Origin of the sequence: Flavobacterium suzhouense (genome assembly GCF_042684765.1) — a bacterium.
Lineage (GTDB): Bacteria > Bacteroidota > Bacteroidia > Flavobacteriales > Flavobacteriaceae > Flavobacterium > Flavobacterium suzhouense.
Genome location: NZ_JBHUMD010000030.1, coordinates 83,408 through 107,337 on the forward strand (window position 1 = coordinate 83,408; position 23,930 = coordinate 107,337).

General features: G+C 38.3%; 20 protein-coding genes and 3 tRNA genes. 16 read left to right on the forward strand and 7 right to left on the reverse strand.

Annotated features, from left to right (window positions below):
* The first annotated feature begins 22 nt into the window (after window positions 1-22).
* The gene (locus ACFSR3_RS16195) at window positions 23-2,728 is read left to right on the forward strand and encodes a putative LPS assembly protein LptD (RefSeq protein WP_379822473.1); all 2,706 of its coding nucleotides are present in this window, start codon (window positions 23-25) and stop codon (window positions 2,726-2,728) included.
* 17 nt (window positions 2,729-2,745) lie between these two features.
* Window positions 2,746-3,126: a RidA family protein gene (locus ACFSR3_RS16200; RefSeq protein WP_379822474.1), complete on the forward strand. Its 381-nt coding sequence runs from the start codon at window positions 2,746-2,748 to the stop codon at window positions 3,124-3,126.
* Here the strand turns inward: ACFSR3_RS16200 and ACFSR3_RS16205 are convergent.
* From ACFSR3_RS16205 to ACFSR3_RS16225, 5 genes are all read right to left on the reverse strand, one after another.
* Window positions 3,107-3,481, reverse strand: a complete 375-nt coding sequence (locus ACFSR3_RS16205; RefSeq protein WP_114757232.1) for a methylglyoxal synthase — start codon at window positions 3,479-3,481, stop codon at window positions 3,107-3,109. The genes ACFSR3_RS16200 and ACFSR3_RS16205 overlap by 20 nt on opposite strands.
* A gap of 13 nt (window positions 3,482-3,494) precedes the next feature.
* Window positions 3,495-4,346 (reverse strand): N-acetylglucosamine kinase, encoded by an 852-nt coding sequence (locus tag ACFSR3_RS16210; protein WP_379822476.1) that lies wholly within the window; start codon window positions 4,344-4,346, stop codon window positions 3,495-3,497.
* Window positions 4,347-4,496: 150 nt separating this feature from the next.
* Window positions 4,497-5,498 (reverse strand): type I glyceraldehyde-3-phosphate dehydrogenase, encoded by a 1,002-nt coding sequence (gene gap / locus ACFSR3_RS16215; protein WP_379822478.1) that lies wholly within the window; start codon window positions 5,496-5,498, stop codon window positions 4,497-4,499.
* Window positions 5,499-5,545: 47 nt separating this feature from the next.
* Window positions 5,546-6,532, reverse strand: coding sequence for a 6-phosphofructokinase (gene pfkA, locus ACFSR3_RS16220; RefSeq protein ID WP_114757229.1), 987 nt, complete (start codon window positions 6,530-6,532; stop codon window positions 5,546-5,548).
* Window positions 6,533-6,740: 208 nt separating this feature from the next.
* Window positions 6,741-11,180, reverse strand: coding sequence for a translocation/assembly module TamB domain-containing protein (locus ACFSR3_RS16225; RefSeq protein WP_379822480.1), 4,440 nt, complete (start codon window positions 11,178-11,180; stop codon window positions 6,741-6,743).
* A gap of 197 nt (window positions 11,181-11,377) precedes the next feature.
* Between ACFSR3_RS16225 and tsaD the strand changes: the two genes are divergently transcribed.
* The 6 genes from tsaD to ACFSR3_RS16255 all read left to right on the forward strand — a co-directional run bounded on the left by tsaD (window position 11,378) and on the right by ACFSR3_RS16255 (window position 16,954).
* A complete protein-coding gene (gene tsaD, locus ACFSR3_RS16230; RefSeq protein ID WP_379822482.1) occupies window positions 11,378-12,400 on the forward strand; it encodes a tRNA (adenosine(37)-N6)-threonylcarbamoyltransferase complex transferase subunit TsaD in 1,023 nt (340 codons plus the stop codon).
* A 1-nt stretch (window position 12,401) separates the two neighbouring features.
* Window positions 12,402-13,109 (forward strand): 16S rRNA (uracil(1498)-N(3))-methyltransferase, encoded by a 708-nt coding sequence (locus ACFSR3_RS16235; RefSeq protein WP_379822484.1) that lies wholly within the window; start codon window positions 12,402-12,404, stop codon window positions 13,107-13,109.
* Between the two features lie 237 nt (window positions 13,110-13,346).
* Window positions 13,347-13,706, forward strand: a complete 360-nt coding sequence (locus ACFSR3_RS16240; protein WP_379822486.1) for a DUF2200 domain-containing protein — start codon at window positions 13,347-13,349, stop codon at window positions 13,704-13,706.
* 255 nt (window positions 13,707-13,961) lie between these two features.
* Entirely contained in the window at window positions 13,962-14,600 is a 639-nt protein-coding gene (locus ACFSR3_RS16245; RefSeq protein WP_114757224.1) for a DUF4159 domain-containing protein, read from the forward strand.
* Window positions 14,601-14,684: 84 nt separating this feature from the next.
* Entirely contained in the window at window positions 14,685-15,776 is a 1,092-nt protein-coding gene (locus tag ACFSR3_RS16250; RefSeq protein ID WP_379822488.1) for an AI-2E family transporter, read from the forward strand.
* Between the two features lie 2 nt (window positions 15,777-15,778).
* Window positions 15,779-16,954, forward strand: coding sequence for a THUMP-like domain-containing protein (locus ACFSR3_RS16255; protein WP_379822490.1), 1,176 nt, complete (start codon window positions 15,779-15,781; stop codon window positions 16,952-16,954).
* Here the strand turns inward: ACFSR3_RS16255 and ACFSR3_RS16260 are convergent.
* Window positions 16,951-18,363, reverse strand: coding sequence for a PQQ-dependent sugar dehydrogenase (locus tag ACFSR3_RS16260; RefSeq protein WP_379822492.1), 1,413 nt, complete (start codon window positions 18,361-18,363; stop codon window positions 16,951-16,953). The genes ACFSR3_RS16255 and ACFSR3_RS16260 overlap by 4 nt on opposite strands.
* Before the next feature lie 134 nt (window positions 18,364-18,497).
* On the opposite strand from ACFSR3_RS16260, the gene ACFSR3_RS16265 reads away from it, so the two are divergent.
* From ACFSR3_RS16265 to ACFSR3_RS16295, 7 genes are all read left to right on the forward strand, one after another.
* A complete protein-coding gene (locus ACFSR3_RS16265; RefSeq protein WP_114757220.1) occupies window positions 18,498-19,070 on the forward strand; it encodes a hypothetical protein in 573 nt (190 codons plus the stop codon).
* A gap of 163 nt (window positions 19,071-19,233) precedes the next feature.
* Window positions 19,234-19,317 (forward strand) — tRNA-Ser (locus ACFSR3_RS16270).
* Between the two features lie 7 nt (window positions 19,318-19,324).
* Window positions 19,325-19,399 (forward strand) — tRNA-Pro (locus ACFSR3_RS16275).
* A gap of 31 nt (window positions 19,400-19,430) precedes the next feature.
* Window positions 19,431-19,504, forward strand: a tRNA-Arg gene (locus tag ACFSR3_RS16280).
* 255 nt (window positions 19,505-19,759) lie between these two features.
* Window positions 19,760-20,119 (forward strand): VOC family protein, encoded by a 360-nt coding sequence (locus ACFSR3_RS16285; RefSeq protein WP_379822494.1) that lies wholly within the window; start codon window positions 19,760-19,762, stop codon window positions 20,117-20,119.
* 136 nt (window positions 20,120-20,255) lie between these two features.
* Window positions 20,256-20,717, forward strand: coding sequence for a MarR family winged helix-turn-helix transcriptional regulator (locus ACFSR3_RS16290; protein ID WP_379822496.1), 462 nt, complete (start codon window positions 20,256-20,258; stop codon window positions 20,715-20,717).
* A 111-nt stretch (window positions 20,718-20,828) separates the two neighbouring features.
* Entirely contained in the window at window positions 20,829-21,779 is a 951-nt protein-coding gene (locus ACFSR3_RS16295) for an alpha/beta hydrolase (protein WP_379822498.1), read from the forward strand.
* Here the strand turns inward: ACFSR3_RS16295 and ACFSR3_RS16300 are convergent.
* On the reverse strand, window positions 21,774-22,748 hold the full coding sequence (locus tag ACFSR3_RS16300) for a hydrogen peroxide-inducible genes activator (RefSeq protein WP_379822500.1): 975 nt from the start codon (window positions 22,746-22,748) through the stop codon (window positions 21,774-21,776). The genes ACFSR3_RS16295 and ACFSR3_RS16300 overlap by 6 nt on opposite strands.
* Window positions 22,749-22,858: 110 nt before the next feature.
* On the opposite strand from ACFSR3_RS16300, the gene ACFSR3_RS16305 reads away from it, so the two are divergent.
* Complete coding sequence (locus tag ACFSR3_RS16305) at window positions 22,859-23,884, forward strand: alpha/beta hydrolase (protein ID WP_379822501.1); 1,026 nt, start codon at window positions 22,859-22,861, stop codon at window positions 23,882-23,884.
* Window positions 23,885-23,930: the final 46 nt, after the last annotated feature.

Here is a 23,930-nt window from a genome sequence, read left to right on the forward strand (position 1 = left end):
TACAAAAATAGTATTAAAAGCGTTGCGTACAAACTTATTTCATATCGTTTTATTATCAATTTTCCTAACAATAGGAAGCTTGAAACTATCAGCACAGGAAACCGGCACAAAAAGTATTCCGGTACCTGCTGAAAAACAGAAGACTACCCTTCCTCCTGCTAAAAAAGAGCTGGATACCGTAGTTCGAATTGATGAAGTTAAAGTTACTGTTAACGACACCAATAAAAAAAAGAAAAGCGGCCTTGATGCTATAATCAAACGATATGCCGAAGACTACGAAAAGGTAGACCAGGTAAAAAAAGAACTCGAACTTTATAACAAAGCTGAACTTCATTATAAAGATATTGAACTCAAATCGGGCAAAATTATTATGAAATATGATACCGATGAGATTTTTGCCGGAAGAATAAAAGACTCTTTGGGAAATTACAGCCAGTATCCTTATTTTAAACAGGGAAACAATATTGTTGAAGCTGACTCAATTCATTTTAACACTAAAACCAAAAAAGCCAGAATATGGAACTCCCGTTCCGATCAGGGCGAATTCAGGATAAAAGGAGAAATCACAAAAAGGGAAAACGATTCGGTTTACTATATTAAAGGTGCGCGATTTACCACTTCTAAAAACATAGAAGATCCAGAATACTACTTTTATACGAACAAGATCAAATTTGTTCCGGGCAAAAAAGTCGTTGTTGGTTTTACGAATATGTATATCGCAGACGTTCCTACACCACTGGCACTTCCGTTTGCTTTTTTTCCAATGAGCGACAAGGCAACATCAGGTCTTTTAATCCCAACCTTTGGTAATAACAATAACCAGGGATATTTCCTTCAGAATGGTGGATATTACTTTGCACTCAGTGATTATTACGATTTAGCGGTTACAGGTGATTATTACACCAACGGTAGTTATGGCCTTCGTTTTCAGTCCAGTTATTCCAACAGGTACAAGTACAGCGGTAATGTATATATTCGTTATGAAAACATCATAAACGGAGAAAGAGGCCTACCTAATTACCAACGCGCTAAAAACTACAACATCCAGTGGTCGCACACCCAGGATGCAAAAGCAAACCCTAATTCAAGATTCGCAGCAAGTGTAAATTTAGGCTCGAGTAAGTATTACCAAAACTCCCTAAGCATGGATAATATAGGCTCACGACTAAACAACACTTTGAGTTCATCGGTTTCATACTCCAAAACTTTCCAGACAGTACCTCAGGTCAATTTTGCCCTGATGGCTACGCATAACCAGAATACTAACACTCAGGTAATCAATATGACATTACCTACGCTTCAGGCGAGTGTAGACAGGATATACCCTTTTGCTCCCGGAGACGGACCAAAGAAAGGAATCATTAAAAACATCAACATTCAGTATAATGTAAAAGGCGAAAACAGAATTGCAACTACCGATACACTTTTCTTTAAAAAAGAAATGTTTGAAAATGCTAAACTGGGAATGCAACACAATATACCTATCAGCACCAATTTTAAGGTATTCAAGCATTTCAGTGTTTCCGCCAGCACTAACTATCAGGAAACATGGGTAGGAAACACCATCAGAAAAGAATATAATTCAGATATTAAAAAAGACACCATCATTAACCTTAAAGGTTTTGATTCATTCAGAACATACAACTTTGCTTCGAGCATAGGTACAACCATTTATGGTACCTACAGTTTTGGTGAGAATAAAAAAATACAGGCCATTCGCCACGTAATGCGTCCAAATATCTCTTACACCTATACTCCAAGTTTTGAGAAATATTATGACACTTATGATAGTGATGCGACCGGTAAGATGCAAAAAGAGTATTCAAGGTTTGAAAGCGGTATGTACAGCGCTCCTGGCAGGAACTACTCAAACCTCATAGGCATTGGCGTTAACAACACCATCGAAGCCAAGGTAAGAAATGATGACGAAAACGATCCTGATGCTGAACCTAAAAAAGTGATGCTGCTAAACAACCTTAGCTTTAATACAAGCTACGATATGGCAGCCGATTCATTAAAATGGGCACCTATGAGAGTCTCTACCGGAACCACTCTTTTAAAAGAGAAAATGAATATCAATGTTGCTGCTACCTTTGACCCGTATGCAATAAATAACGAAGGACGGAGAATTGACATGTTCAACATTGATAACGGCGGTAGTCTTTTCAGAATGACAAGCGCCAACGTTACACTAAACTATGCGATTACCAGCGAGGATAATAAAGCCGGAAACAAAAACAAAGACAGCCAGACATCACGTAACGGAGGCCGTGAAGATGACCTTTTTGGCCGCGCCACAAACCTTAACGACAGCCGCACCAGTTTGTTCGACGAAGATGAGGAAGATCTATCTAAAGAAGATGATAAAACCAAAGGGGGCTTTTTTAACGCAAAACTCCCTTGGGATCTAAGGATTGCCTACTCATTGACCTATCAGAACAATAACAGGGAAAACAAAATATCCGGTAATTCCATAATGCTATCCGGTAATTTTGATATCACCCCAAGATGGAAAATGGGATTCTCTTCCGGTTATGACTTCGTACAAAAAGGTGTAACCTTTACGCAGCTTCGCTTTGAAAGAGACCTTTTAAGCTGGAGAATGGACTTTAACTGGGTACCGACAGGAACAAATACCTATTGGGGCTTTTTCATAGGCATCAAGTCATCAGTACTTAGCGACATTAAGTGGGATAAACGCCAGTTACCGGACAGACAGTTACAGTAAAAATAATTCAATATATCATGAAAAAAATAATCTTTACCGATAAAGCTCCGGCTCCTATCGGCCCATACAGCCAGGCTGTAGTTGCAGGCAATATGCTTTATACTTCAGGACAAATCGCGCTTCACCCGGAAACAGGTGAACTTGTAACAGGTGATATCGAAACCGAAACAAAGCAGGTAATGGAAAATATGAAAGCGGTACTTGATGCTGCGGGTACAACATTTGAAAATGTAATCAAGTCTACTATCTTCATCAGTAACATGGATGATTTCGCGAAAATAAATGGTGTATACGGCGCTTATTTTAACGAAAAAACCGCTCCTGCAAGAGAAACGGTTCAGGTGGCAAAACTGCCTAAAAACGTTAACGTGGAAATTTCTATGATTGTTGCATTATAGCAATCAAAAATAACTCAGCTGAGGCAGGGTTTGTGGCGATAGGCACACTGTGCACATCACAAACCCTAATCAGCATATTAATATCTGCTTCATGAGCATGGCTTGATAATGGGTCTTTAAAAAAGAACACCATTTTAGTCTTTCCTTCTGCTACTCTTGCAGCAATCTGCGCATCACCTCCCAATGGTCCCGAAAGCATTTTCTTTACTTTAAAACCGGCCTTTTCAGCCTTGCTTCCGGTTGTTCCAGTAGCTATAAGCTTAATATTCTCGCTTACAAGTATATCCTTATGCTTGTTCAGGAACTGAACCATCTCGGCTTTCATACCGTCATGGGCGATAATAGCAATCTCCATTATATATTATATATTATTTATTTTGTTCGTGGTATTCAATAAGACCATCAATAGGCCTTCTTAATACGTTACCAAGTTTAAGTCCGTTTTTAGATAATACTTCGTTTAGTTCTGCTTTCAGATAAAAGGCTATAGAACCTATAAAGTGTACAGGCACTTCTTTAGCATCATCAAACTGAAGAATATAGTTATCTACAAATACCTGCATAGCATCAACAATAAGAGCTTTTATAAAAGCATCATCTTTATGCTGGATAAGGAATTTTGCGAATGTAGCAAGGTATGCATTAGGATTTGGCTCTTTATACAGGTTATGCTTAATTACGTCCGGATCAAGGTTATATTCTGATTCGAATTGTTTTGCCAGGTTTGCCGGCATCTTATTAAAATAATAAGCACGTATAAGATCGCGTCCAAAACGGTTACCACTACAGTCATCCATAGCAATATAACCTAGTGACTGAACTTTTTGAATAAGCTCCTCACCATCAAAATAGCTACAGTTAGAACCGGTACCAAGAATACATACAATAGCCTTTTCGTTTTTAGGATTTGTTGCATAAGCAGCAGCATAAGTATCTTCTTTTACCGTGATTTCCGCATTAGGAAAAAACTCCTGAAAGATATCTTTCATAAAAACCTTCATTCTGTCAGTACCACAGCCGGCTCCATAAAAATAAAGAGCTGTTACTTCATTCCTGTTATTATAAATATCAAAACGGGCTTCTAGACGCTCTAAAGCCTCTTCCCTATTTATGACTTCAGGGCTAAGGCCAAGTGTTTGGGTGTTAAAAAGCTTATTCCCCTCTTCATCAAGTGCAATCCAATCTGCTTTTGTAGCACCACTGTCTACTAATAATTTCATTTCTTTTGGGTAAGTTTGAGTTAAGTTTTTGTCTTGTTTGTTTAGCAAACAACCCGTCAGTGTTATATTTGGGTTAATTTGACCATAAGTTGTTGCCTATAAAAAACAAAGCCCCGCTTTACTTAAAAAGCGGGACAAAGTTATAAAATATTATAGAGATGCAATATGCACCGCTAAATCGATAAGTTTGCTTGAATAGCCATACTCGTTATCATACCAGGAAACAATCTTAAAGAAAGTAGAGTTAAGTCCGATACCGGCTTTAGCATCAATAATACTTGTTCTTGAGTCTGAAACGAAATCCTGAGAAACTACGTCGTCTTCAGTAAATCCAAGGATACCTTTAAGGCTACCTTCAGACTCTATCTTAAGAACTGCCATGATTTCTTCATAAGAAGTCTCTTTAGCAACTTTCACTGTAAGATCAACTACTGACACGTCAACCGTAGGAACACGGAACGACATACCTGTAAGTTTTCCATTAAGAGCAGGAATTACTTTTCCTACTGCTTTTGCTGCACCTGTTGATGACGGGATAATGTTTACGCTTGCAGCACGTCCGCCTCTCCAGTCTTTTCTTGAAGGACCATCAGCAGTCATCTGTGTAGATGTTGTAGCGTGAACTGTAGTCATTAATCCTTCTACGATACCAAAGTTGTCGTTGATCACTTTAGCAAGTGGTGCAAGACAGTTAGTAGTACAAGATGCATTAGAAACCACATTGTCAGCAGCTGTAGCTGTTTCATGGTTAACCCCCATTACAAACATAGGAGCATCTGCTGATGGCGCAGAAATGATTACTTTTTTAGCACCACCTGTAATATGTTGCTGAGCCGTTTCAACTGTAGTAAATATACCTGTACACTCTGCAACTACATCAACACCAACCTCATCCCATTTAAGGGTTTTAGGATCTTTTTCAGCAGTTACCCTGATGTGTTTTCCGTTTACATAAAGCTGATTGTCTTTAACCTCAACAGTTCCTGCAAAACGTCCGTGTACTGAATCATATTTTAAAAGGTAGGCCAGGTGGTCTACATCAAGAAGGTCATTGATTGCAACTACTTCAACATTATCCCTGTTGAAGGTTTCACGGAATACGATACGGCCTATACGACCGAAACCGTTAATTCCTAATTTAACTTTTGTCATTTGTGAATAGATGTTTTTTGTTGTGAATAGTTTTTTGTTGTTGTGAATTATATAGATACGATGTCAGACACACGTATTAATTCCTTGTCAATTTGAGATTTCCCTTTAACAGCCTGCTCTAGCGGCGTAAGAGTAACCTCATCTTTAATAAGCCCTACCATGTAGTTAGACTGGCCTTCAAGCAATGTTTCTACCGCTTTAACACCAAGCCTGCTGGCAAGAACCCTGTCAAAACATGAAGGTGAACCTCCACGTTGCATGTGACCTAATATAGATACACGCACGTCATATTCCGGCATGTTCTCATCTACATATTCTTTAAGCTCAAATGCATTTTTACCAATCCTGTCCCCTTCAGCGATAACCACAATACTTGATGATTTACCTGAAGCTTTACTCTTACGTAACGAATCGATAAGCCTGTCAAGACCCATATCCTCTTCAGGAATAAGTATCTCTTCAGCACCGGCACCTATACCTGCATTAAGAGCAATATGGCCGGCATCACGTCCCATAACCTCTATGAAGAAAAGACGGTTATGCGAACTCGCAGTATCCCTGATCTTATCGATAACTTCTACCACTGTATTAAGAGCAGTATCATAACCTAACGTATGGCTAGTACCATAAATATCATTATCAATAGTTCCCGGGATTCCTATTACAGGGAAATTGAACTCACTATTGAATAAAAGCGCTCCGGTAAAACTACCGTTACCACCTATTACAACAAGTGCATCAATTCCGTTATTCTTTAAGTTTTCGTGAGCTTTTTTACGGCCTTCCGGAGTCATAAACTCCATTGATCTTGCCGATTTAAGGATAGTTCCTCCTTTGTTGATTATATTATTAACACTACGGGCACCCATTTCTTTGAAGTCTCCTTCAATCATTCCCTGGTAACCTCTGTAAATACCTGCACATTCTATATTATGAAAGGCACATGTACGAACCACGGCCCTGATGGCGGCATTCATTCCCGGAGAATCTCCTCCCGATGTTAGCACACCTATTTTTTTTATATTAACTGACATTTTTTAGTATTTGATTGTAAAATTAATAATTTTATATGGATAATTTATTTGATTTTACATTCCATTATTAAATCTGCAAGATTTCAAACGTTTTCGTTAATAAGTTTTTCTTAAATATCTCTTAAATAAACTTAAAAAGCAGGTAATTTCTCGTTGAAATACCTGCTTTTTTTTATAAAGTAAAATTTTATACCGTTAAAATTATCAATTATTCGGTTTCCGGAATCCTTTCGGGTTCCTTTTCATCGGTATTCTTTTTTTTCTTATTTCTAGTCTCCATGAATTTCATGAACTCAGGAGATAAATCGGAATCAGGAAGCTGATCGCTATTTACATTCTGATCTTTATCCTGTTCGCCCGCAAAAATCTTTCTCCATAGCTCCTGCAATGTATCAAAATCAAGCTCATAAGTAAGTCCGATACCCTGCGTGTAGTTAATTCCTTCCCCAAGGAAATTTATATCGTTCTCACGATTGAATACCCTTCCTTTAAATGTATTATCATCATTCAGCCTGATTTGCGCCTCAACATTACCAACAATCTGAGATTCATTCACTCCTCCAATTGGTACCCCCACCTGACCGTTTACGCTAATCCTGTCATTGATCTGTGATGAAAGCGTTAATCCAACCTGTGAGTTAGTCTCTACATACGGATTCTTTCCTCCATTGGTATAGTTAAAGCCTATCTTAAGTTTATCATCGGCTCCATCTTCAGAGAAAACATCAGTCAAAAGACTACTTGCACGTTCAAATAAGTTCCCTGCTACTGCCGAACCGGCATCCATGCTGTTTGGACTCACAAAACTTCCGGTAGAAAGTAATGACAGCGCCTGGTTCTGCCTTGCGGTCATATCACTTAGCTTATACTCCAAATCTGATTTAAGCACCGAACTAACACCCGGGAAATTGATTAAGAAATCAGGCTCCGGATTTGTAAGGTTACCCGTAAGTATAATTACAACCTCAACAGGAATATTCCTGTTGAAAGAAGAAGACTCCAACAACACCGCAGGATTTGCACGGGTGGCGTATACCGCTTCAAGGTTCAGGCGGGCACGCATCGGATCTCCTTCCCAGTTAATGGTTCCTCCACGTTTAACATCAAACTTCTTATCTAATACGCCGCCGTATTTAAAATTATAGGTTCCTTTACGTACAATATAGTCACCTGTCATATTAAACTTACCAAGTGTATTAATCTCCAACAGTAAACCACCATCACCTGTCGAGGTCAGACTGTGTCCCGTATTTTTATCAATAATAACTTCCAGTTTTGCCTCTGGAGTGATATCCAGATCAAATTTCATCTCCAGCCCCTTAAAGGTTTTAGTTTTATCTTCTACAACTATACCCTTTTTGCGGTTTTGCTCCTCCTTAGGACTGAGGAAATCAATAAATGCTGCGCTATTGCCTGTAGCTCCCGCATTATTTATTGGAATCTTGATATCTGTCCCTTCTTCCGATTTTGCATCAACTTTAATATATAGAGCATTTATGGGGCCATCAATACTTGCTTTTCCTTTAATGAATGCTGTACCATAATATAAGGCATCGTCAGAATCCTGAGTATCCAACACCAGTATCCTTTGAGATTCTACACTGACATCATCTAACTCCCAGTCTTTAAACATCTTATGCTTAATATCACCTCTCAGGATACCTCTAGTACCGTATTTAGTATCAGTAAGTTCGATATTTGCAAGAGATATTTTCTTCTCGGAAAGTGTTACCATCGCACCATCCGCAAAGTTGTAATCGGTATTTAGGTAACCTACATTAAGTCCTGCCTTTTTAAGGTAAAGTATTCCGTTTATCTCGGGATTTTTTACATTACCAACTATAGCAGCCCTACCCGATGCCTTACCTCTAATCTCTTTAAATACCGATTTAAGGAAAACCTGTAACGGACTTATATCAAAATCAACGAAATTAGCATCGAGCGACAAAAGGGTTTGTTTGTCTACTATCTCAACAGCACCATGTACATTAAAGTTTTCGTCTCCGTTCCTGCTTATGTTAGAGTTGACATTAAACTTCCTGAACGATTTATCACCTGTTACCTGAAGCTTCATATCTCCTAGATCAAACTTATTAACTTTAAGTGTATCAATAGTAACCGATGCCGCAGGCTGGAATTCCTGTTTGTTTTGTTTCAGGCTAACCTCACCGTTAAGCCTCCCTCCAAAACTAAGGCTATCCAGCGAAGGGGTTATCTTATTAAGGTCTACATCATTAAAAACAAGCTTAAGATCCTTATAGTCTTTCCCTTTCAGCATACCTTCCAGTTCAACCTTTTGGTCATTATGGGATAGCGTCAATTTGTCTATGGTAAAATCAGTAAGCTTTTTATTGAAAATAATTTTATTCTGTTCAGTGTCATTTTCATTTATATACCATACATAATCCTTAACCCCAATCTCTGATTTTTTAAATCCAACAACCGATTTATTGTCCTCATCAATAGTATGGTACAGGTTAAGATTAAAATAATCTTTGGCTTTGCTTCCTCCCTTAAACTCAGAGCGCAGGTAAAGAGTATCGTTCTTGGTTACGTTAACTACTTTAAAATCGGATATTTTGTAATTCTTCATCCGTACGGTATCCATACTCACATAAGCATTATACAACGGATTTCTGTTGTTTACATCTATCTCTATTTTTTCAAACTGGTTGTTAAAGGCCGTAATTATCGGAGAATCGAAAGACATTATAAATTCTCCCTTATCAGCATTAATACGTCCCTTCAGTACCGTATTATCACCTACTATTATATCAGGATTAATAACTTCAACAATCTTATTATAAATCGTAAAATTAAAATCCAGGTACTGCCCCTTCCTGACTTTATAAGGAGAATAATTAGTATAAAGGCTTCCTAAAGCATTCTCAACCAGTTTGGGTACTTCTTTAATATCATAAAGCCCCGAAACCTTTCCTTCAATAATATCCTTTGAATCAAGGGTAACCGTTCTCACATTATTCTCATCATAAGAAGCATCAATGGTAAAATCTTCAAAGAAATAGCTGTCTTTGCTGTTTTGGTAAGAAAGATTATTAACATGAAGCCTACCCGCAAGTGTGTTAAGGCTATTACCACTGGCATTAGCCACAACATTACCTTTAAAGATAGATAATGTGTCTTTTTTCATGAAGTTCAGCAAGTGAAGATCGGCATAGTCCACCTGCATATCAAAATCGTAATTGTTACGATTTTTACTCATATCCACCAAGCCGTCAAAAGACATCCTCAGATTAGGATCATTACTATTTACAGTTCCATTAAAATACGGCCACTTAAATTTACCATCAATATCAATATCCCTGTAATTATATTTATTGATAACAAACTGGGTAATATCGCCCTTAACAGCAGTATTTAATGATTGTTTATTGAATCCCTGACCATCTACATCCAAATGAAGTGTAGCCAGGCCAAACATTTTATTATCAATAACACCTCCTACATTAAAACCTTCAAGATCTATAGTCCCCAGGTAAGTGGCTATATCAGGCTTATTATAATCCTTAACCGAAACATTTGCTGTGGCCTCTCCAAGTTCCGACATAACATACATATTCGTAGAAAGATCCTTTTTAGTAAGCACAACATCACCGACCAAATCAATTCGGCCAAATTTTTCAAGAATAACAGGTAAGCTTTTACCCAGTATCCTCGGCATTATGTTTTTAAGGTTATTATAATTAGAAGAAACCCTGTCAAAATTACCATTCATGTAAAATCCGGGACCTTCCTTATCAAAAAGATGCCTGAAATTTACCGAACCGATAATTTCTGAATTATTTTTATCTAATAATTTAAGATCATGAAGTACAAAATTGTTTAATGGCCCCGTAAGTCTTGTTGAAAGATAAAATTTTTGATTCTTGCCAAACTCATTATAAAAATAATTCAGCTCATTGGAAGACACTGTAGCCCTATCAATCAAAAAATCAAAATCGACACGATTGATAAAATCTTTCATGTCTTCTCTGGTATAAGTAAGCTTAACCGCCCCCTTTAGCGCTGACTCTGATGTAGCCAGTTCCAGATTATCAAGTTTTATATTTGTTTTGGTATAGCTGAATTTTGCCTTAAGATTTTCAACAAAAAGCTTTCTGTGGTCAAGCAGTGATAGTTTTTTTATATCCGCAGACACATCGCTCCCTTTAATATAAAAATCGCCAAGTTCACCATTAAGCTTTTTAAAGTCAAGCACACGGGGTGTAATAGCATTTTCATTAGTCAGCCTGAACCTTCCGTTAGTCACATAAAGTTCATCTGTCCTCAGCCTGAATTTACCGCTACCCGGCTTACCATTATCAAAGGATTTTACAAACACATCAAGGTTTGATGTCTTCTCACCTTTGTAAGTCTTCATGTGAAAGTTTAACCTGTCCGATCTGATAACACCAAATCGCAGCTTACTGTCCAGAACCCCTCTTACATTTAATATATTTGTCTGGACCCTGTTAGCTGAAACAAGTGTATCATTGTGGTGATCGAGAATAAGTACGCCTTTTAGCTTAACGCCACCAAAAACAGAAATGGCAATCTTTTCGACGCTTATGTTTGTACCAAAGTCTTTATTTAGCTTATCAGTCGCATAATGACCAATAGCTGTTTGAACGAATGGTAAAGAAAGCATGATACCTAACAGCAGTATAAATACGATAATCCCGATTATCGTTCTGATAAGTATTTTTTTAAATTTTTTGATACTGCTATTTGTTTTAAATTTGTACGCTGGCTACCATGGCTAATAAGCAACAAAAATAGAAATTTTTAACGTTGTTAAATTCGCTTTAAGCCTTTTTTATAATACCAAATTTTGTGCCTCAAATTATGCCGCAAAAACCTACATATATTTTATCGATAGAAAGTTCGTGTGACGACACGGCTGCTGCTGTTCTTGAAAACGCAAAAGTACTCTCTAATGTTGTTGCACGTCAGGCAATTCATGAGGAATATGGAGGTGTTGTTCCGGAGCTTGCCTCACGTGCCCACCAGCAAAATATTGTACCTGTAATTGATGTTGCCCTGAAAAAAGCTAACATTAGCCGCGATCAACTTAGCGCTGTAGCCTTTACACAAGGTCCTGGACTTATGGGGTCACTACTTGTAGGCACATCGTTTGCAAAATCTATGGCACTGGCACTTGACATTCCGCTTATTGCTGTAAACCATATGCAGGCGCATATACTGGCACATTTTATTGATGAAGAAGGCTTTGACAAACCCGACTTCCCATTTCTGGCAATGACTATTAGTGGCGGACATACACAAATTGTAAAGGTGAACAGCTTTTTCGACATGGAAGTCATTGGCGAAACCACTGATGATGCTGTGGGCGAAGCTTATGACAAAAGTGCGAAGATATTAGGACTACCCTATCCTGGCGGACCATTGGTTGATAAATATGCCCAGCAGGGTAATCCAAAAGCCTATGCATTTACAAAACCAAAAGTTCCGGGACTCGATTTTAGTTTTAGCGGACTAAAAACCCAGATACTTTATTTTGTTCAAAAAAATGTAGCGGAAAATCCTGATTTCATAAAGGATAATATGAATGATATTTGCGCTTCAATCCAGTATACTATAATCAATATACTAATGGATAAGCTAAAACTGGCCGTTAAGGAAACAGGTATAAAACAGGTTGCTATTGGCGGAGGGGTTTCGGCTAACAGCGGCATTCGTGGCACACTTAAGGAAGCCGAGAAAAAATACGGATGGAAAACCTTTATCCCTAAGTTTGAATACACTACCGACAATGCAGCAATGATAGGCATTGTGGGATATCATAAATACCTGGAACATCAGTTCAATGATGCTTCAGTCACTTCTAAAGCAAGAATTGAATTATAATATGCAGCTATTCTTCAATCCCGACATACAACCCGGAACCGCAAGCTTTACTTTCGATAAGGAAGAAAGCAGGCATATTGTAAAAGTGCTTCGTAAAAAAGAAGGCGATAAAATCCACATCTCAAATGGTAAAGGTTATCTTTTTACTTCAGAGGTTATTTTTGCCAATGAGAAAAAATGTGAGGTAAAGATCATTGCTGAAGAATTCCACGAACCTGCACCCTACTCGCTACATCTGGCTGTTGCGCCCACCAAAATGAACGATCGTTATGAATGGTTTCTGGAAAAAGCAACCGAAATAGGTATTACCAAAATAACTCCTATCATTTGCGAACATAGTGAGAGAACGGTGTTTAAAGGCGACCGTTTTGAGAAGATAATTCAGAGCGCCATGAAACAATCCCTGCAGTATTATATGCCAGTCCTTAATGAGCCGGTAGCCTTTAATGCATTTGTGAATACCCATCAGGAAGGACAGCTGTTTATAGCCCATTGCGAGGAAACCGAAAAACGCCTTCTGAAAAATGCGCTTGAGCCTAAAAAAGAAGTAACCATACTCATAGGGCCTGAAGGCGATTTCTCAACCAAAGAAATAAACCTTGCTTTACAAAGTAATTATATTCCTGTATCTTTGGGTAACACTCGCTTACGCACCGAAACTGCTGCTGTTGTAGCAACACACAGTGTAGCTTTTGTGAACGAGGGATAGTTTTTAGTCGCAGTCACAGTTTGCAGTATACTGCGTAGACATCCGAGGGAAGCTATGGCATTAGGCTCCGTGGCGTTATGAAAATTATAAGTGAGGCGTTAAGAAGCATCCGCTGTTTGAGCCGAAGGCGAGTTCGGATGGTTTAGCCGAACGCAATAATTTTTAGCCTAAGGAGTCAGAGCCTTGAATTTTTGTTTCTTTTGTTTCAAGACAAAAGAAAAATTAAACGGAAAAATTATGACAGATAAAAATTACGAAAGAATCCTGAAAATGTCATTTGCCAATGTATATCCTCATTACATTACCAAAGCAGAGAAAAAAGGCCGCACCAAAGCTGAAGTAGACGAAATTATCTTTTGGCTGACAGGCTATGATGCAAATGCATTACAGGAAATTCTTGACAAGAAAACCAATTTCGAGGATTTCTACACTAGTGCCCCAAAAATAAACCCAAATGCCTCAAAAATTACCGGGGTAATTTGCGGCTATCGCGTTGAAGATATTCAAGACCCACTAATGCAGCAAATTCGCTATTTAGATAAATTGATTGACGAGCTTGCCAAAGGAAAAGCGATGGAGAAGATTTTAAGGGAGTAAATCAGTGTTCAGTCTCAGTTTTCAGTTACTATTACTTCCGAGTGAAGCTTAGGTATTAGGCTCCGTGGCGTTAAGAAAATTATGAGTGAGGCGTCAAGAAGCATCCGCTGTTTGAGCCAAAGGCGAGTTCGGATGGTTTAGCCTAATGAAATAATTTTTAGCCTAAGGAGTTCAGCCTTGTCCCGATAGCTATCGGGATTGTTTCTTTTGTTTCAAGACAAAAGAAAAACTATATTTACACCACAATCATTACTCATGAAAAAATTACTTTATACATTACTGCTTGCTCCTGCCCTGCTTAGTGCTCAGGAAATCGCAGTACTTAAATACTCCGGTGGTGGCGACTGGTATGGTAACCCTACTTCATTGCCTAACCTTGCTAAATTCTGCAACCAGAACATCCGCACCAAAATAAATCCCAAGACTGCGACAGTAGACCCATCAAGTGCCGATATATTCTCTTATCCTTTCATCCACATGACAGGGCACGGAAACGTGGTTTTTAGTGATAGTGATGTCATCAACCTAAGAAACTATCTTACTTCGGGCGGTTTCCTCCACATTGACGATAACTACGGTATGGATAAGTATATCCGAAAGGAACTGGTAAAGGTATTTCCGGACAAAGAACTGGTAGCTGTACCTGCGAGCCACGAAATCTTCAAAGGCCCTTTCTCTTTTCCGCAGGGTATCCCCAAGATACATGAGCACGATAACAAGCCACCACAAGCCTGGGGAATTTTTGTTGAAGGGAGACTGGTAGTGCTCTATACCGTTGAAACCGATCTTGGTGATGGTTGGGAAGATCCTGAAGTACATAACGACCCAAAAGATGTGCGCGAAAAAGCCCTTAGAATGGGGGCCAACATAGTAAACTATGCCTTTAATAACTAAAGGCATTTTTTATACCGTAAAGTCTTATTTAAACAATATTGCTTTGATTTTTTTCTTAAATTCGGTAGCATAAAACAAACCAACATGCTGACATCTAAAACTATTGCTAACGGAATATTGCGCGCACTGGCTGTTATTTTAGGCTGCTGCCTTTTATTATATTTTTTATTTAAAATACAAACAGTACTTCTTTACCTGTTTATCGCACTGATAGTAAGCACTATCGCTTCTCCAATGGTCGATTTTCTTAAAAAGAGATGTAAATTCAGTCATACCCCTGCTGTTGCTACAGTTTTAGTTTTTATGATTGCGTTACTTGCCGGTTTTATTATGCTATTCGTTCCGCTTATTATATCGCAGGGTCAAAACCTTTCGTTGTTAGATACCCAACAGATGGAAAAGGATTTTAACGATATGTTCCTGCATATAAAAAATTACCTTGCAGGTTTTAATATAGACACCGATAAACTAATTAAACACTCCGACTTAGCGTCAAATATAAACCTTAATTTCATCCCTAACTTTATCAATATCCTGATCAATATTGTTAGCGGATTTGGTATCGGACTTGCTTCGGTAACCTTCATTACTTTCTTTTTCCTTAAGGATAAGGAATTGTTCAAGAAATCAGTAAAAAAACTGCTTCCTGATGCCCACGAGGAAAAGATTATCAACTCTTTTCGAAAAACAAACGAAATGCTTAGCCGTTATTTCATCGGACTTATAGTTCAGATGGCCTGCCTGTTTATATGTTACCTGATAGTGTTGCTTATTTTTGGTGTAGAAAATGCTTTTATAATTGCCTTTATTACCGCATTACTTAACATCATCCCCTACATTGGACCGCTTATTTCATCAATTCTTGTTATTATACTTACATTATTAGGCAACATCGGGCCTGAATCTCAAGGAGAAATGCTTTCAACAACATTATATGTTTTCATTGGCTATTGCGTTGCCCAGTTTATAGATAACAACATTACGTCACCGCTTATATTTTCGAACAGTGTAAATTCGCATCCGCTTGAAATATTTATAGTAATTTTGGCCAGCGGATTTCTGTTTGGCATACTTGGGATGATTATAGCAATTCCTGTATACACTACTATTAAAGTCGTTGCCAAAGAGTTTTTTCCCGAGAATCAGGTTGTTAAAATACTTACCAAAGACTTATAGTTTTGCTTTTACACAAATTATTACAACAAGACATTCAGCAGTTTATAAAAGACAATACCGGCAAACCTGTTACTGCACTTGCCCTGCAAAAAAATCCGTTTCCGGATACAGACTGGACCGAAATAATTGGACAGGTTGCTGCCCGTGAAAAAGCAAAAGACAAACTTCCTACCTGGTTTGAAGCTGGCAACATCATTTATCCTTCAAAAATATCGGTGGAACAAACCTCATCAGAAGCTACTGCCAGATATAAGTCGGGGCTCGTTTCAGGCGAAAGCCTTATTGACCTGACCGGTGGTTTTGGAGTTGACGATTACTACTTTTCTAAAAGAGTAAAACAAGTTATGCACTGCGAGCAGGACATCCACCTTTCGTCAATCGCAAAACATAATTTTGAAATCCTTAAGGCTGATAATATTGAATGTATGCCGGGCGACAGTACCCAAACATTAGATATAGAACACAAACACTGGGACTGGATATACATTGACCCTTCCCGACGCAATGATGCTAAAGGGAAAGTTTTTATGCTGAAAGATTGCCTGCCTAATGTACCTGATCTGCTCGAAAAATATCTTAAGCGCACTCACAACATACTTATTAAAACTGCACCAATATTAGATATAAGTGCGGGTTTAAGCGAATTGCATTCGGTAAAAGAAATACACATTGTCGCATTGAACAACGAAGTAAAAGAACTGTTGTGGGTTCTTGAAAAAGGATTCAGAAGCACTCCGACACTAATAGCCGTCAATCTGGTAAAAGATGGCGAAGATATTTTCAGGACGTCGTATGAACCTGCAGATGAAGCTCCATATTCTTCACCTAAAAAATACCTTTACGAGCCTAATGCCGCCATAATGAAATCCGGAGCGTTTGATGCCGTGGCACATCATTACAACATTACCAAATTGCACAGGCACACCCAACTATATACTTCCGACCAACTCATTAGCTTTGAAGGCAGACGATTTGTTATTGACGAGATCATTGCGTACCAAAAAGCAGAAATGAAGCCTTTAGAAGGTAAAAAAATGAATATTACCACACGCAACTTCCCTCTTTCGGTTGAAGACATCCGAAAAAAATGGAAAATCAAAGACGGCGGTGATACTTATGCTTTCTTCACCACAAACAATCAGAATGAAAAAGTGGTTTTAGTGTGTTCTAAAGCTTAATTTACAGGCACCAGCCTGAATACTGAACCCTTTTTATCTTCGACAGCTACATAAATATAACCATCGGGCCCCATGCGGACATCACGAAGGCGCCCAATGTTTTTAAGTAGTTTTTCCTGTCCTGTGATTTTGTACCCGTCAAGATAACAAAGGTTAAGGTATTTAAAACGTAAAGATCCCACCAGTAAGGCTCCTTTCCATGGTTTATAACGGTCTCCCGTAACAAAAGCTGTACCTGAAGGCGCTATCGAAGGCAGCCAGTATAATAATGGTTCCTCTATACCAGGTGCGGTAGTCTTATCGGTAATTGTAGTTCCGTTATAATTTATACCATAACTTGTAACCGGCCAACCATAGTTAGCAGACGGTTTTATTATATTTATCTCATCTCCTCCTCTCGGACCGTGTTCTGTTTCCCATAATTCGCCTGTAAACGGATTTAGCGCCATTCCCTGCGGATTACGGTTACCATAACAATACAGCGACGTAGGTTTGCCTGACTTATCCTTAAAAGGATTATCTGTAGGAATTGAACCGTCAGTTTTTATTCTGTGAATCTTGCCAAGTGAATTTTCAAGACTTTGAGGATTTTCCTTTTCATTTCCTCTTTCCCCTACTGATATGAACAGGTAGCCTTTACTATCAAAAACCAGACGGCTTCCATAATGATGATGAGTTGAGGCATAAGGCAGTGCTTCAAAAATCACCTTTTGACCAGTAAGCCTGTTCCCTTCAAGCTTCGCCTGCATTACGGCAGTAGTTGCAAGATTACCTTTTGGTTTTGAATATGAAAAATATACCAATCGGTTTTTTACAAACTCAGGATCGAGTACAATATCGAGTAATCCTCCCTGCCCCTTGGCAAGAACTTCGGGAACACCTTTGATTTCTAAATTCTTTCTGTCTTCTACCTGATAAAGCTTGCCACTTCTTTCAGTAACCAGCAGACTGCCGTCTGGCAGGAAAGCCATCCCCCAGGGAACAGCAAGGCCTGTAGCCACCGTATCGAGTTTAACTGTTAGTTTTTCGCTTTCAAAAATTCCTGTTTTAGGAACTGTTTCAAAATCATAAGCAGCCCTGTTTTTAATACCGTTCAGTATATAATCGGCTAGCTCTTCTATCTCCGCCCTGCTGAATGTTTTTTCAAAAGCAGGCATACCCTCATCTTCATAGCCTTTTGTAATCCCCTTTACAAGATCATTAAGTGTATTACCATGTTTCCATCCACGGTCTACAAAAGCATCCATTTTTTCGCCATGGCAACCGCTGCAATAGTTCTGGTAATTTTCCTGAGGTGTTCTTTCAGTAGTAATTGCATTAACAGGAGTATATTCTTTTTTCTCTTTGGTACAGAAATAAAGCGCTCCCGAAAGAAGCAATACCGGAAACACAAATAATGTTTTGGTCATAAGGCAATTTTTAGATTTAGATGATGGAATATCAAAGCTATTACATTTTTAAATGAGATGACAATCCTTTAAGCAAAAAGTAACAACCACTCTCATTTTGATTATATTTGGCCTCCAATTACATTCAAATCAAAATGAAGAAACTCTTATTAATGGCTTTATTGGGTTTTGGCCTAGCTGCAACGGCACAAAACAAAGACTGCGAATTTACTATTATTAGTAATGGCGATGGTAAAGAACTAAAATCAACAAAAGATTACCTTATGTACGAAAAAGTATTTGCAGGTACATCTCAGTTTATGTTCTTTTCAATGTCAAACAATGAAGGCGTACCGGTACTAAACTTTCAGTTACTGGCAAAAAGTAAGGAGTTCCCAAAAGTATTTTGCATAGACAAGACATCAAAAATATATATTCAGCTTACCAACGGGAAGATAATAACACTTATCAGTGCTACCGAAGAGCAGTGCTCAGGCCTTATTTATGACAATAACGAAAAGAATAATATAAGAGTACTGACAGGAAGTTTCCTTTTTACAAAAGGTTCTCTTGAAGAACTTGAAAAAAATTCAATCTCATTTATCAGGGTAAAATATGCAACTGAAACCGTAGACTACCCGGTGAAATCAGAATTGAACAGTGAAAACATGAAAGAAAAATATAGTCCGGACACCTATTTTATCAATAACCTGAAGTGTATCCGATAATTTTTTCAAAAAAAATACTTTCACTATAGTACTGACTGTTAAAGACTTTAAGTAAACGTTACAAAAAAATCAAAAAAACCTTTAAAAATAGTTGCAGATAATAGAATCATCTACTACATTTGCAACCGCAAAAAGGGTAAAACTTTTGAGCTTTTTTGAAAGAGGAGAGGTGCCGGAGTGGTAACGGAGCAGATTGCTAATCTGTCGGCGTGCAAACGTCGCCAGGGTTCGAATCCCTGTCTCTCCGCTTCTTTCGGGGTGTAGCGTAGCCCGGTCATCGCGCCTGGTTTGGGACCAGGAGGTCGCAGGTTCGAATCCTGCCACCCCGACAAAAAAACAATGAGAATTCAGAAGGATTCGGGTTGCGTAGCTCAGCTGGATAGAGCACCTGCCTTCTAAGCAGGCGGTCACAGGTTCGAATCCTGTCGCAATCACAAACAGAAAACCACTCAATCGAGTGGTTTTTTTGTTTTATATCCTTAACCATTATCAAAACTATTGTTAATATTATATCAAGACAGCATTTACAAGTCTTCCTCAATAAGATTAAAAACTTATTCTCTTCTCTCCTTCTATTTCTAAACAACATTTCAATCAACTTAAAAAATTCAAACTAAAAAAATAAATCAACTCACACAAGTATTGTTGTCGAATATACTATATTTGCAACAACAATTAAATTTTAAAAGATGAGACAATTAACATTTGCATCGCTACAAGTAAAAAATCTGGAAGCTTCAAAAGAGTTCTATGAGAAAAAATTAGGCTTTGAAATCGGAACAACCAACCCTCAGGCCTGCGTATTTAAATACAATCAGGGAGAAGCAAGTTTTGCTATCCGCACACCTCTTGAGCCTCTTGAAGAAAAAGAGCTTGGTATTGGCGTTGCCATCTGGTTTGCTGTTGACGAAACTGTAGACGAATTAAGAGAAAAATATATTGCTGAAGGCATAACTACTGCCGGACCTTTAATCGATACCCCTTTTGGCAGAGCATTCCACGTAAAAGATCTTGACGGCTACAAGCTTACCTTTCTGAATGCTATATAAAAAAGTCTGTTTTTTTACAGTAAAACAAAATCAAAATCTTTACTTAAACATAGTTGGGTTATCCATTCCGATTTACTTACTTTGAAAACCGATACCGGATTTTGGTTATTATCTATCTAAATGCCGCAATACGATTATGCCTGAAGAAATTAATTTTCATTTTAGTAGCCCAAATGACAGTCCCGGGTATCTGCTCGGGCAATTAGCCATGCTTTGGCAGCGTAAGCAAAAAAAAGCACTGGATCCGCTAGACCTTACACAGACACAACTTGCATTACTGGCCGCTTTAGGCTGGCTTTCTAAAAAAAGCGACTCAGTCACCCAGATTGACATAGCCCGACAAAGCAATGCCGACAGAATGATGGTATCTAAAGTGCTGCGTACGCTCCAGGATAAAAAATTTATAACACGCCACGAGCATCCTACCGATACCCGTGCAAAGATTATCAGACTTACAAATGAGGGTGAAAAAGTGTTACAGAAAGCTTTAGCCGCAGCAGTGAATGCCGATAATGAGTTTTTCGCTGAATTAGGCACAGCCCAGACCACATTCAACGCTAATATGGCAAAACTTATAGATAAAAATAAGAACGAATAAAAGCAAGACCACTCACTAAGAGTGGTTTTTTATTCTATAGACACATTCAATATTTTCTTTACATTTACAAAAGGGGGAATTTTAGCTTAAATCAAAACTTTTTTAAATGTTATGACCACAAACAGTAGTTCAAAATTCACCAAAAGACTTTTAAGATTTATTGCCATTATTTTCATTTTAATGAATGTAATTGCATTCTTCCACTCTTATAAGCTCACCCATTTCTCTAATAAAGTCACTAAAAAGACAGATGCAAACTCGCTTACTGCTGCACAAAAGGCAGGAGTCTTATTTTTAGGAATAGACAATCCCCGCCCTGTCAATACCAAAAAACCTTCGCAACCCTACAAAACCATAAGAATAAAAAGCAACAAGGAAATAGAATGCTGGAGCATAACTAAGCCAAATACAAAAGGAACCGTAATACTTTTTCATGGTTATGGCGGCAACAAATCGCAACTGATCGATAAATCTGATAAATTTATTGCAATGGGCTACAACACACTTCTTGTAGACTTTATGGGATCAGGAGGATCTGAAGGAAATACCACCACCATTGGCTATTTTGAAGCACAGCAGGTAAAATCATGTTACGATTATATTCTTAAAACAGGCGAAAAGAACATCCACCTCTTTGGCACTTCAATGGGAGCTGTTGCTATTTTAAAAGCATTAAATGACTATACTATTTCTCCTGCATCAATACTCATTGAATGTCCTTTTGGCTCGATGTATAAAACAGTTTGCGCCCGTTTTAAAGTTATGAAGGCACCTACATTCCCAATGGCAGGGATGCTGGTATTTTGGGGCGGACTCCAAAACGGTTTCTTGGCTTTTAATCTCAATCCCGAAGAGTATGCTAAAAAGGTCTCTTGCCCTGCATTACTGATGTATGGTGAAAAAGACAATCGCGTTAGCAGTGAAGAAACAGATATCATTTTCGGAAACATAAAAGGTAAAAAACAATTAGTTACTTTCCCTTTAGCAGGACATGAAAATTATCTTACCCACTACAACCAGCAGTGGACAACAGCTGTAAGCAGCTTTTTGGAAAAATTATAAAAAACCTGCTGTTTTATTGATAAAATAAGGAGAGTCATTCCAGCGTATTTTCCTGTACCCGTGATTTTCCTTTATTGATTCAGGCAGACAATCCCAAATAGCATGACTCATTTTTTCAAGCAATAACTTACGTGAAAAAATATCAGAAGTCACAAGGCTAATTTCCCTTGCCGGAACAGGCTCTTTAAATGGTTTAAACAAAGTATCCTCCCTCTCGTTCACAACAGAGAGCTGCGGTATAATTGCAAAACCCAGTTCGGCGCGCACAAGATTCTTAAGTGTTTCAATAGAATTTATATCATAATTAAATTGACCGTCTATTTTCCTCTTATCATCGGTCATGTCACAAATATCAAGCATCTGGGCATTGTAACAATATTCATGTTCCAGCAAAAGAAGATTTGGCTTATCCGTCATATTCAGCTCATAGTATTCCTGTCCTGCTAATGGATGCCCTGCATTTAAAAAAGCTACAAAGGGTTCATCAAAAACCGGATACTCTTTTAAACCCGTCATTCCTGTAGGTGTAGCCATCAAAGCAATATCGATCTCACCATTCTGAAGTCCATGAATCAACTGACCTGTACCCGCCTCTTTTATATTAAAATACATATCAGGCACTATCGCTTTCATTGCTTTAATAAACTGCGGAATAAGATAAGGCGATAGCGTACTGATCACTCCAAGTGTTACTGCCCCTTCCAGATCATTCTTTTGGTTCACAACAAAATTCCGGATTGCCTCAGCCTCATTCAGCACACGCTTAGCCCTGTTTATAATCTCATTACCAAGCAATGTTGGTTTTAAAGGTACCTTGGTCCTGTCAAAGATTTTTATACCTATTTCCTCTTCCAGATTCTTTAGCTGTATTGTAAGTCCGGGTTGCGTTACCATGCATTCCTCTGCTGCTTTGGCAAAATGACGATGTTCGTCAAGGGCAATAATATAGCGTAGCTGTTGTATAGTCATTATTATAAATTTATTTTATAAAAGTACAAAATTATTAATTTGTTTTATATACGATACCTGAAATATCTTTGTCCAATCAAAATGAAACAATAACCCTAAATTATTATACAATGAAAAATTTAATCGTATCAGCAATAGCATTACTTGGAGTAACTGCCGCTACAGCACAAACAGATCCATCTATAACAGGAAGCTATAGCATCGAAAAAAACACAAGAGAATTTCTTAAAGCAGTTCATAGCGGTACAGGTCCGCAACTATATGAACTTTCTATTCAGGACGCAAGAAACGTACTTATAAATGCACAAACCGGAAACTATGAAAAACTACCGGCAGATATTGAAGACCGCACAATTACTCAGGACGGCAGAACAGTTTCAATTCGAATCACAAAACCAAAAGGGGTAAAAGAAAAATTACCTGCTCTTGTATACTTTCACGGTGGCGGATGGATACTTGGAGATTCTTTTACTCATGACAGATTAGTAAGAGAACTTGCAGTAGGAGCTAAAATTGCAGTAGTATTCGTTAACTACACACCTACTCCCGAAGCCCGTTATCCTCAGGCTAACGAGGAAGCTTATGCAGCAACCAAATGGATAAAAGAAAACGGTGCATCAATAGGCCTGAACACAAATAAACTTGCCGTAGGTGGTGACAGCGTAGGTGGAAACATGGCAATTGCAGTAACCCTGATGGCAAAAGAGCGCAAAGGCCCTCAAATTGACTTTCAGTTACTGTTCTATCCTGTTACAGATGCAGGATTCGATACCGCATCTTACCAGCAATTTGCCAACGGACACTTTTTAACCCTTAATGCTATGGTTTGGTTCTGGAACCAGTATGCTCCAAACAAAGCAGACCGCGCTCAAATAACAGCGTCTCCTCTCCGTGCCGACATCGAACAACTGAAAGGACTTCCTGAAGCTTTGGTAATCACTGCTGAAAATGATGTACTTCGTGATGAGGGCGAAGCATATGCAAAAAAACTAAATGCAGCAGGCGTTAAAGTTACCGCTACACGATACATAGGTACAATACACGATTTTGTAATGCTTAACCCTATTACAAAAACTCCGGCACCAAGAGCTGCAATTAAACAGGCTACTAATGCTTTAACCGAAAAATTGAAATAACTTTATCACAATTAAGAAAATAATTTAAACAACTTTTAAAAACTAA

What these genes read in the sequence shown, in the direction of transcription:
- ACFSR3_RS16225 (WP_379822480.1), bottom strand. Translation starts at nt 11,180, where the DNA reads ATGCTTTCTTTACCATTCGTTCAAACAGCTATTGGTCATTATGCGACT.
- ACFSR3_RS16250 (WP_379822488.1), top strand. Translation starts at nt 14,685, where the DNA reads ATGCTGACATCTAAAACTATTGCTAACGGAATATTGCGCGCACTGGCT.
- ACFSR3_RS16205 (WP_114757232.1), bottom strand. Translation starts at nt 3,481, where the DNA reads ATGGAGATTGCTATTATCGCCCATGACGGTATGAAAGCCGAGATGGTT.
- ACFSR3_RS16290 (WP_379822496.1), top strand. Translation starts at nt 20,256, where the DNA reads ATGCCTGAAGAAATTAATTTTCATTTTAGTAGCCCAAATGACAGTCCC.
- ACFSR3_RS16200 (WP_379822474.1), top strand. Translation starts at nt 2,746, where the DNA reads ATGAAAAAAATAATCTTTACCGATAAAGCTCCGGCTCCTATCGGCCCA.
- ACFSR3_RS16210 (WP_379822476.1), bottom strand. Translation starts at nt 4,346, where the DNA reads ATGAAATTATTAGTAGACAGTGGTGCTACAAAAGCAGATTGGATTGCA.
- ACFSR3_RS16295 (WP_379822498.1), top strand. Translation starts at nt 20,829, where the DNA reads ATGACCACAAACAGTAGTTCAAAATTCACCAAAAGACTTTTAAGATTT.
- tsaD (WP_379822482.1), top strand. Translation starts at nt 11,378, where the DNA reads ATGCCGCAAAAACCTACATATATTTTATCGATAGAAAGTTCGTGTGAC.
- ACFSR3_RS16245 (WP_114757224.1), top strand. Translation starts at nt 13,962, where the DNA reads ATGAAAAAATTACTTTATACATTACTGCTTGCTCCTGCCCTGCTTAGT.
- ACFSR3_RS16240 (WP_379822486.1), top strand. Translation starts at nt 13,347, where the DNA reads ATGACAGATAAAAATTACGAAAGAATCCTGAAAATGTCATTTGCCAAT.
- gap (WP_379822478.1), bottom strand. Translation starts at nt 5,498, where the DNA reads ATGACAAAAGTTAAATTAGGAATTAACGGTTTCGGTCGTATAGGCCGT.
- ACFSR3_RS16235 (WP_379822484.1), top strand. Translation starts at nt 12,402, where the DNA reads ATGCAGCTATTCTTCAATCCCGACATACAACCCGGAACCGCAAGCTTT.
- ACFSR3_RS16260 (WP_379822492.1), bottom strand. Translation starts at nt 18,363, where the DNA reads ATGACCAAAACATTATTTGTGTTTCCGGTATTGCTTCTTTCGGGAGCG.
- ACFSR3_RS16305 (WP_379822501.1), top strand. Translation starts at nt 22,859, where the DNA reads ATGAAAAATTTAATCGTATCAGCAATAGCATTACTTGGAGTAACTGCC.
- pfkA (WP_114757229.1), bottom strand. Translation starts at nt 6,532, where the DNA reads ATGTCAGTTAATATAAAAAAAATAGGTGTGCTAACATCGGGAGGAGAT.
- ACFSR3_RS16285 (WP_379822494.1), top strand. Translation starts at nt 19,760, where the DNA reads ATGAGACAATTAACATTTGCATCGCTACAAGTAAAAAATCTGGAAGCT.
- ACFSR3_RS16265 (WP_114757220.1), top strand. Translation starts at nt 18,498, where the DNA reads ATGAAGAAACTCTTATTAATGGCTTTATTGGGTTTTGGCCTAGCTGCA.
- ACFSR3_RS16300 (WP_379822500.1), bottom strand. Translation starts at nt 22,748, where the DNA reads ATGACTATACAACAGCTACGCTATATTATTGCCCTTGACGAACATCGT.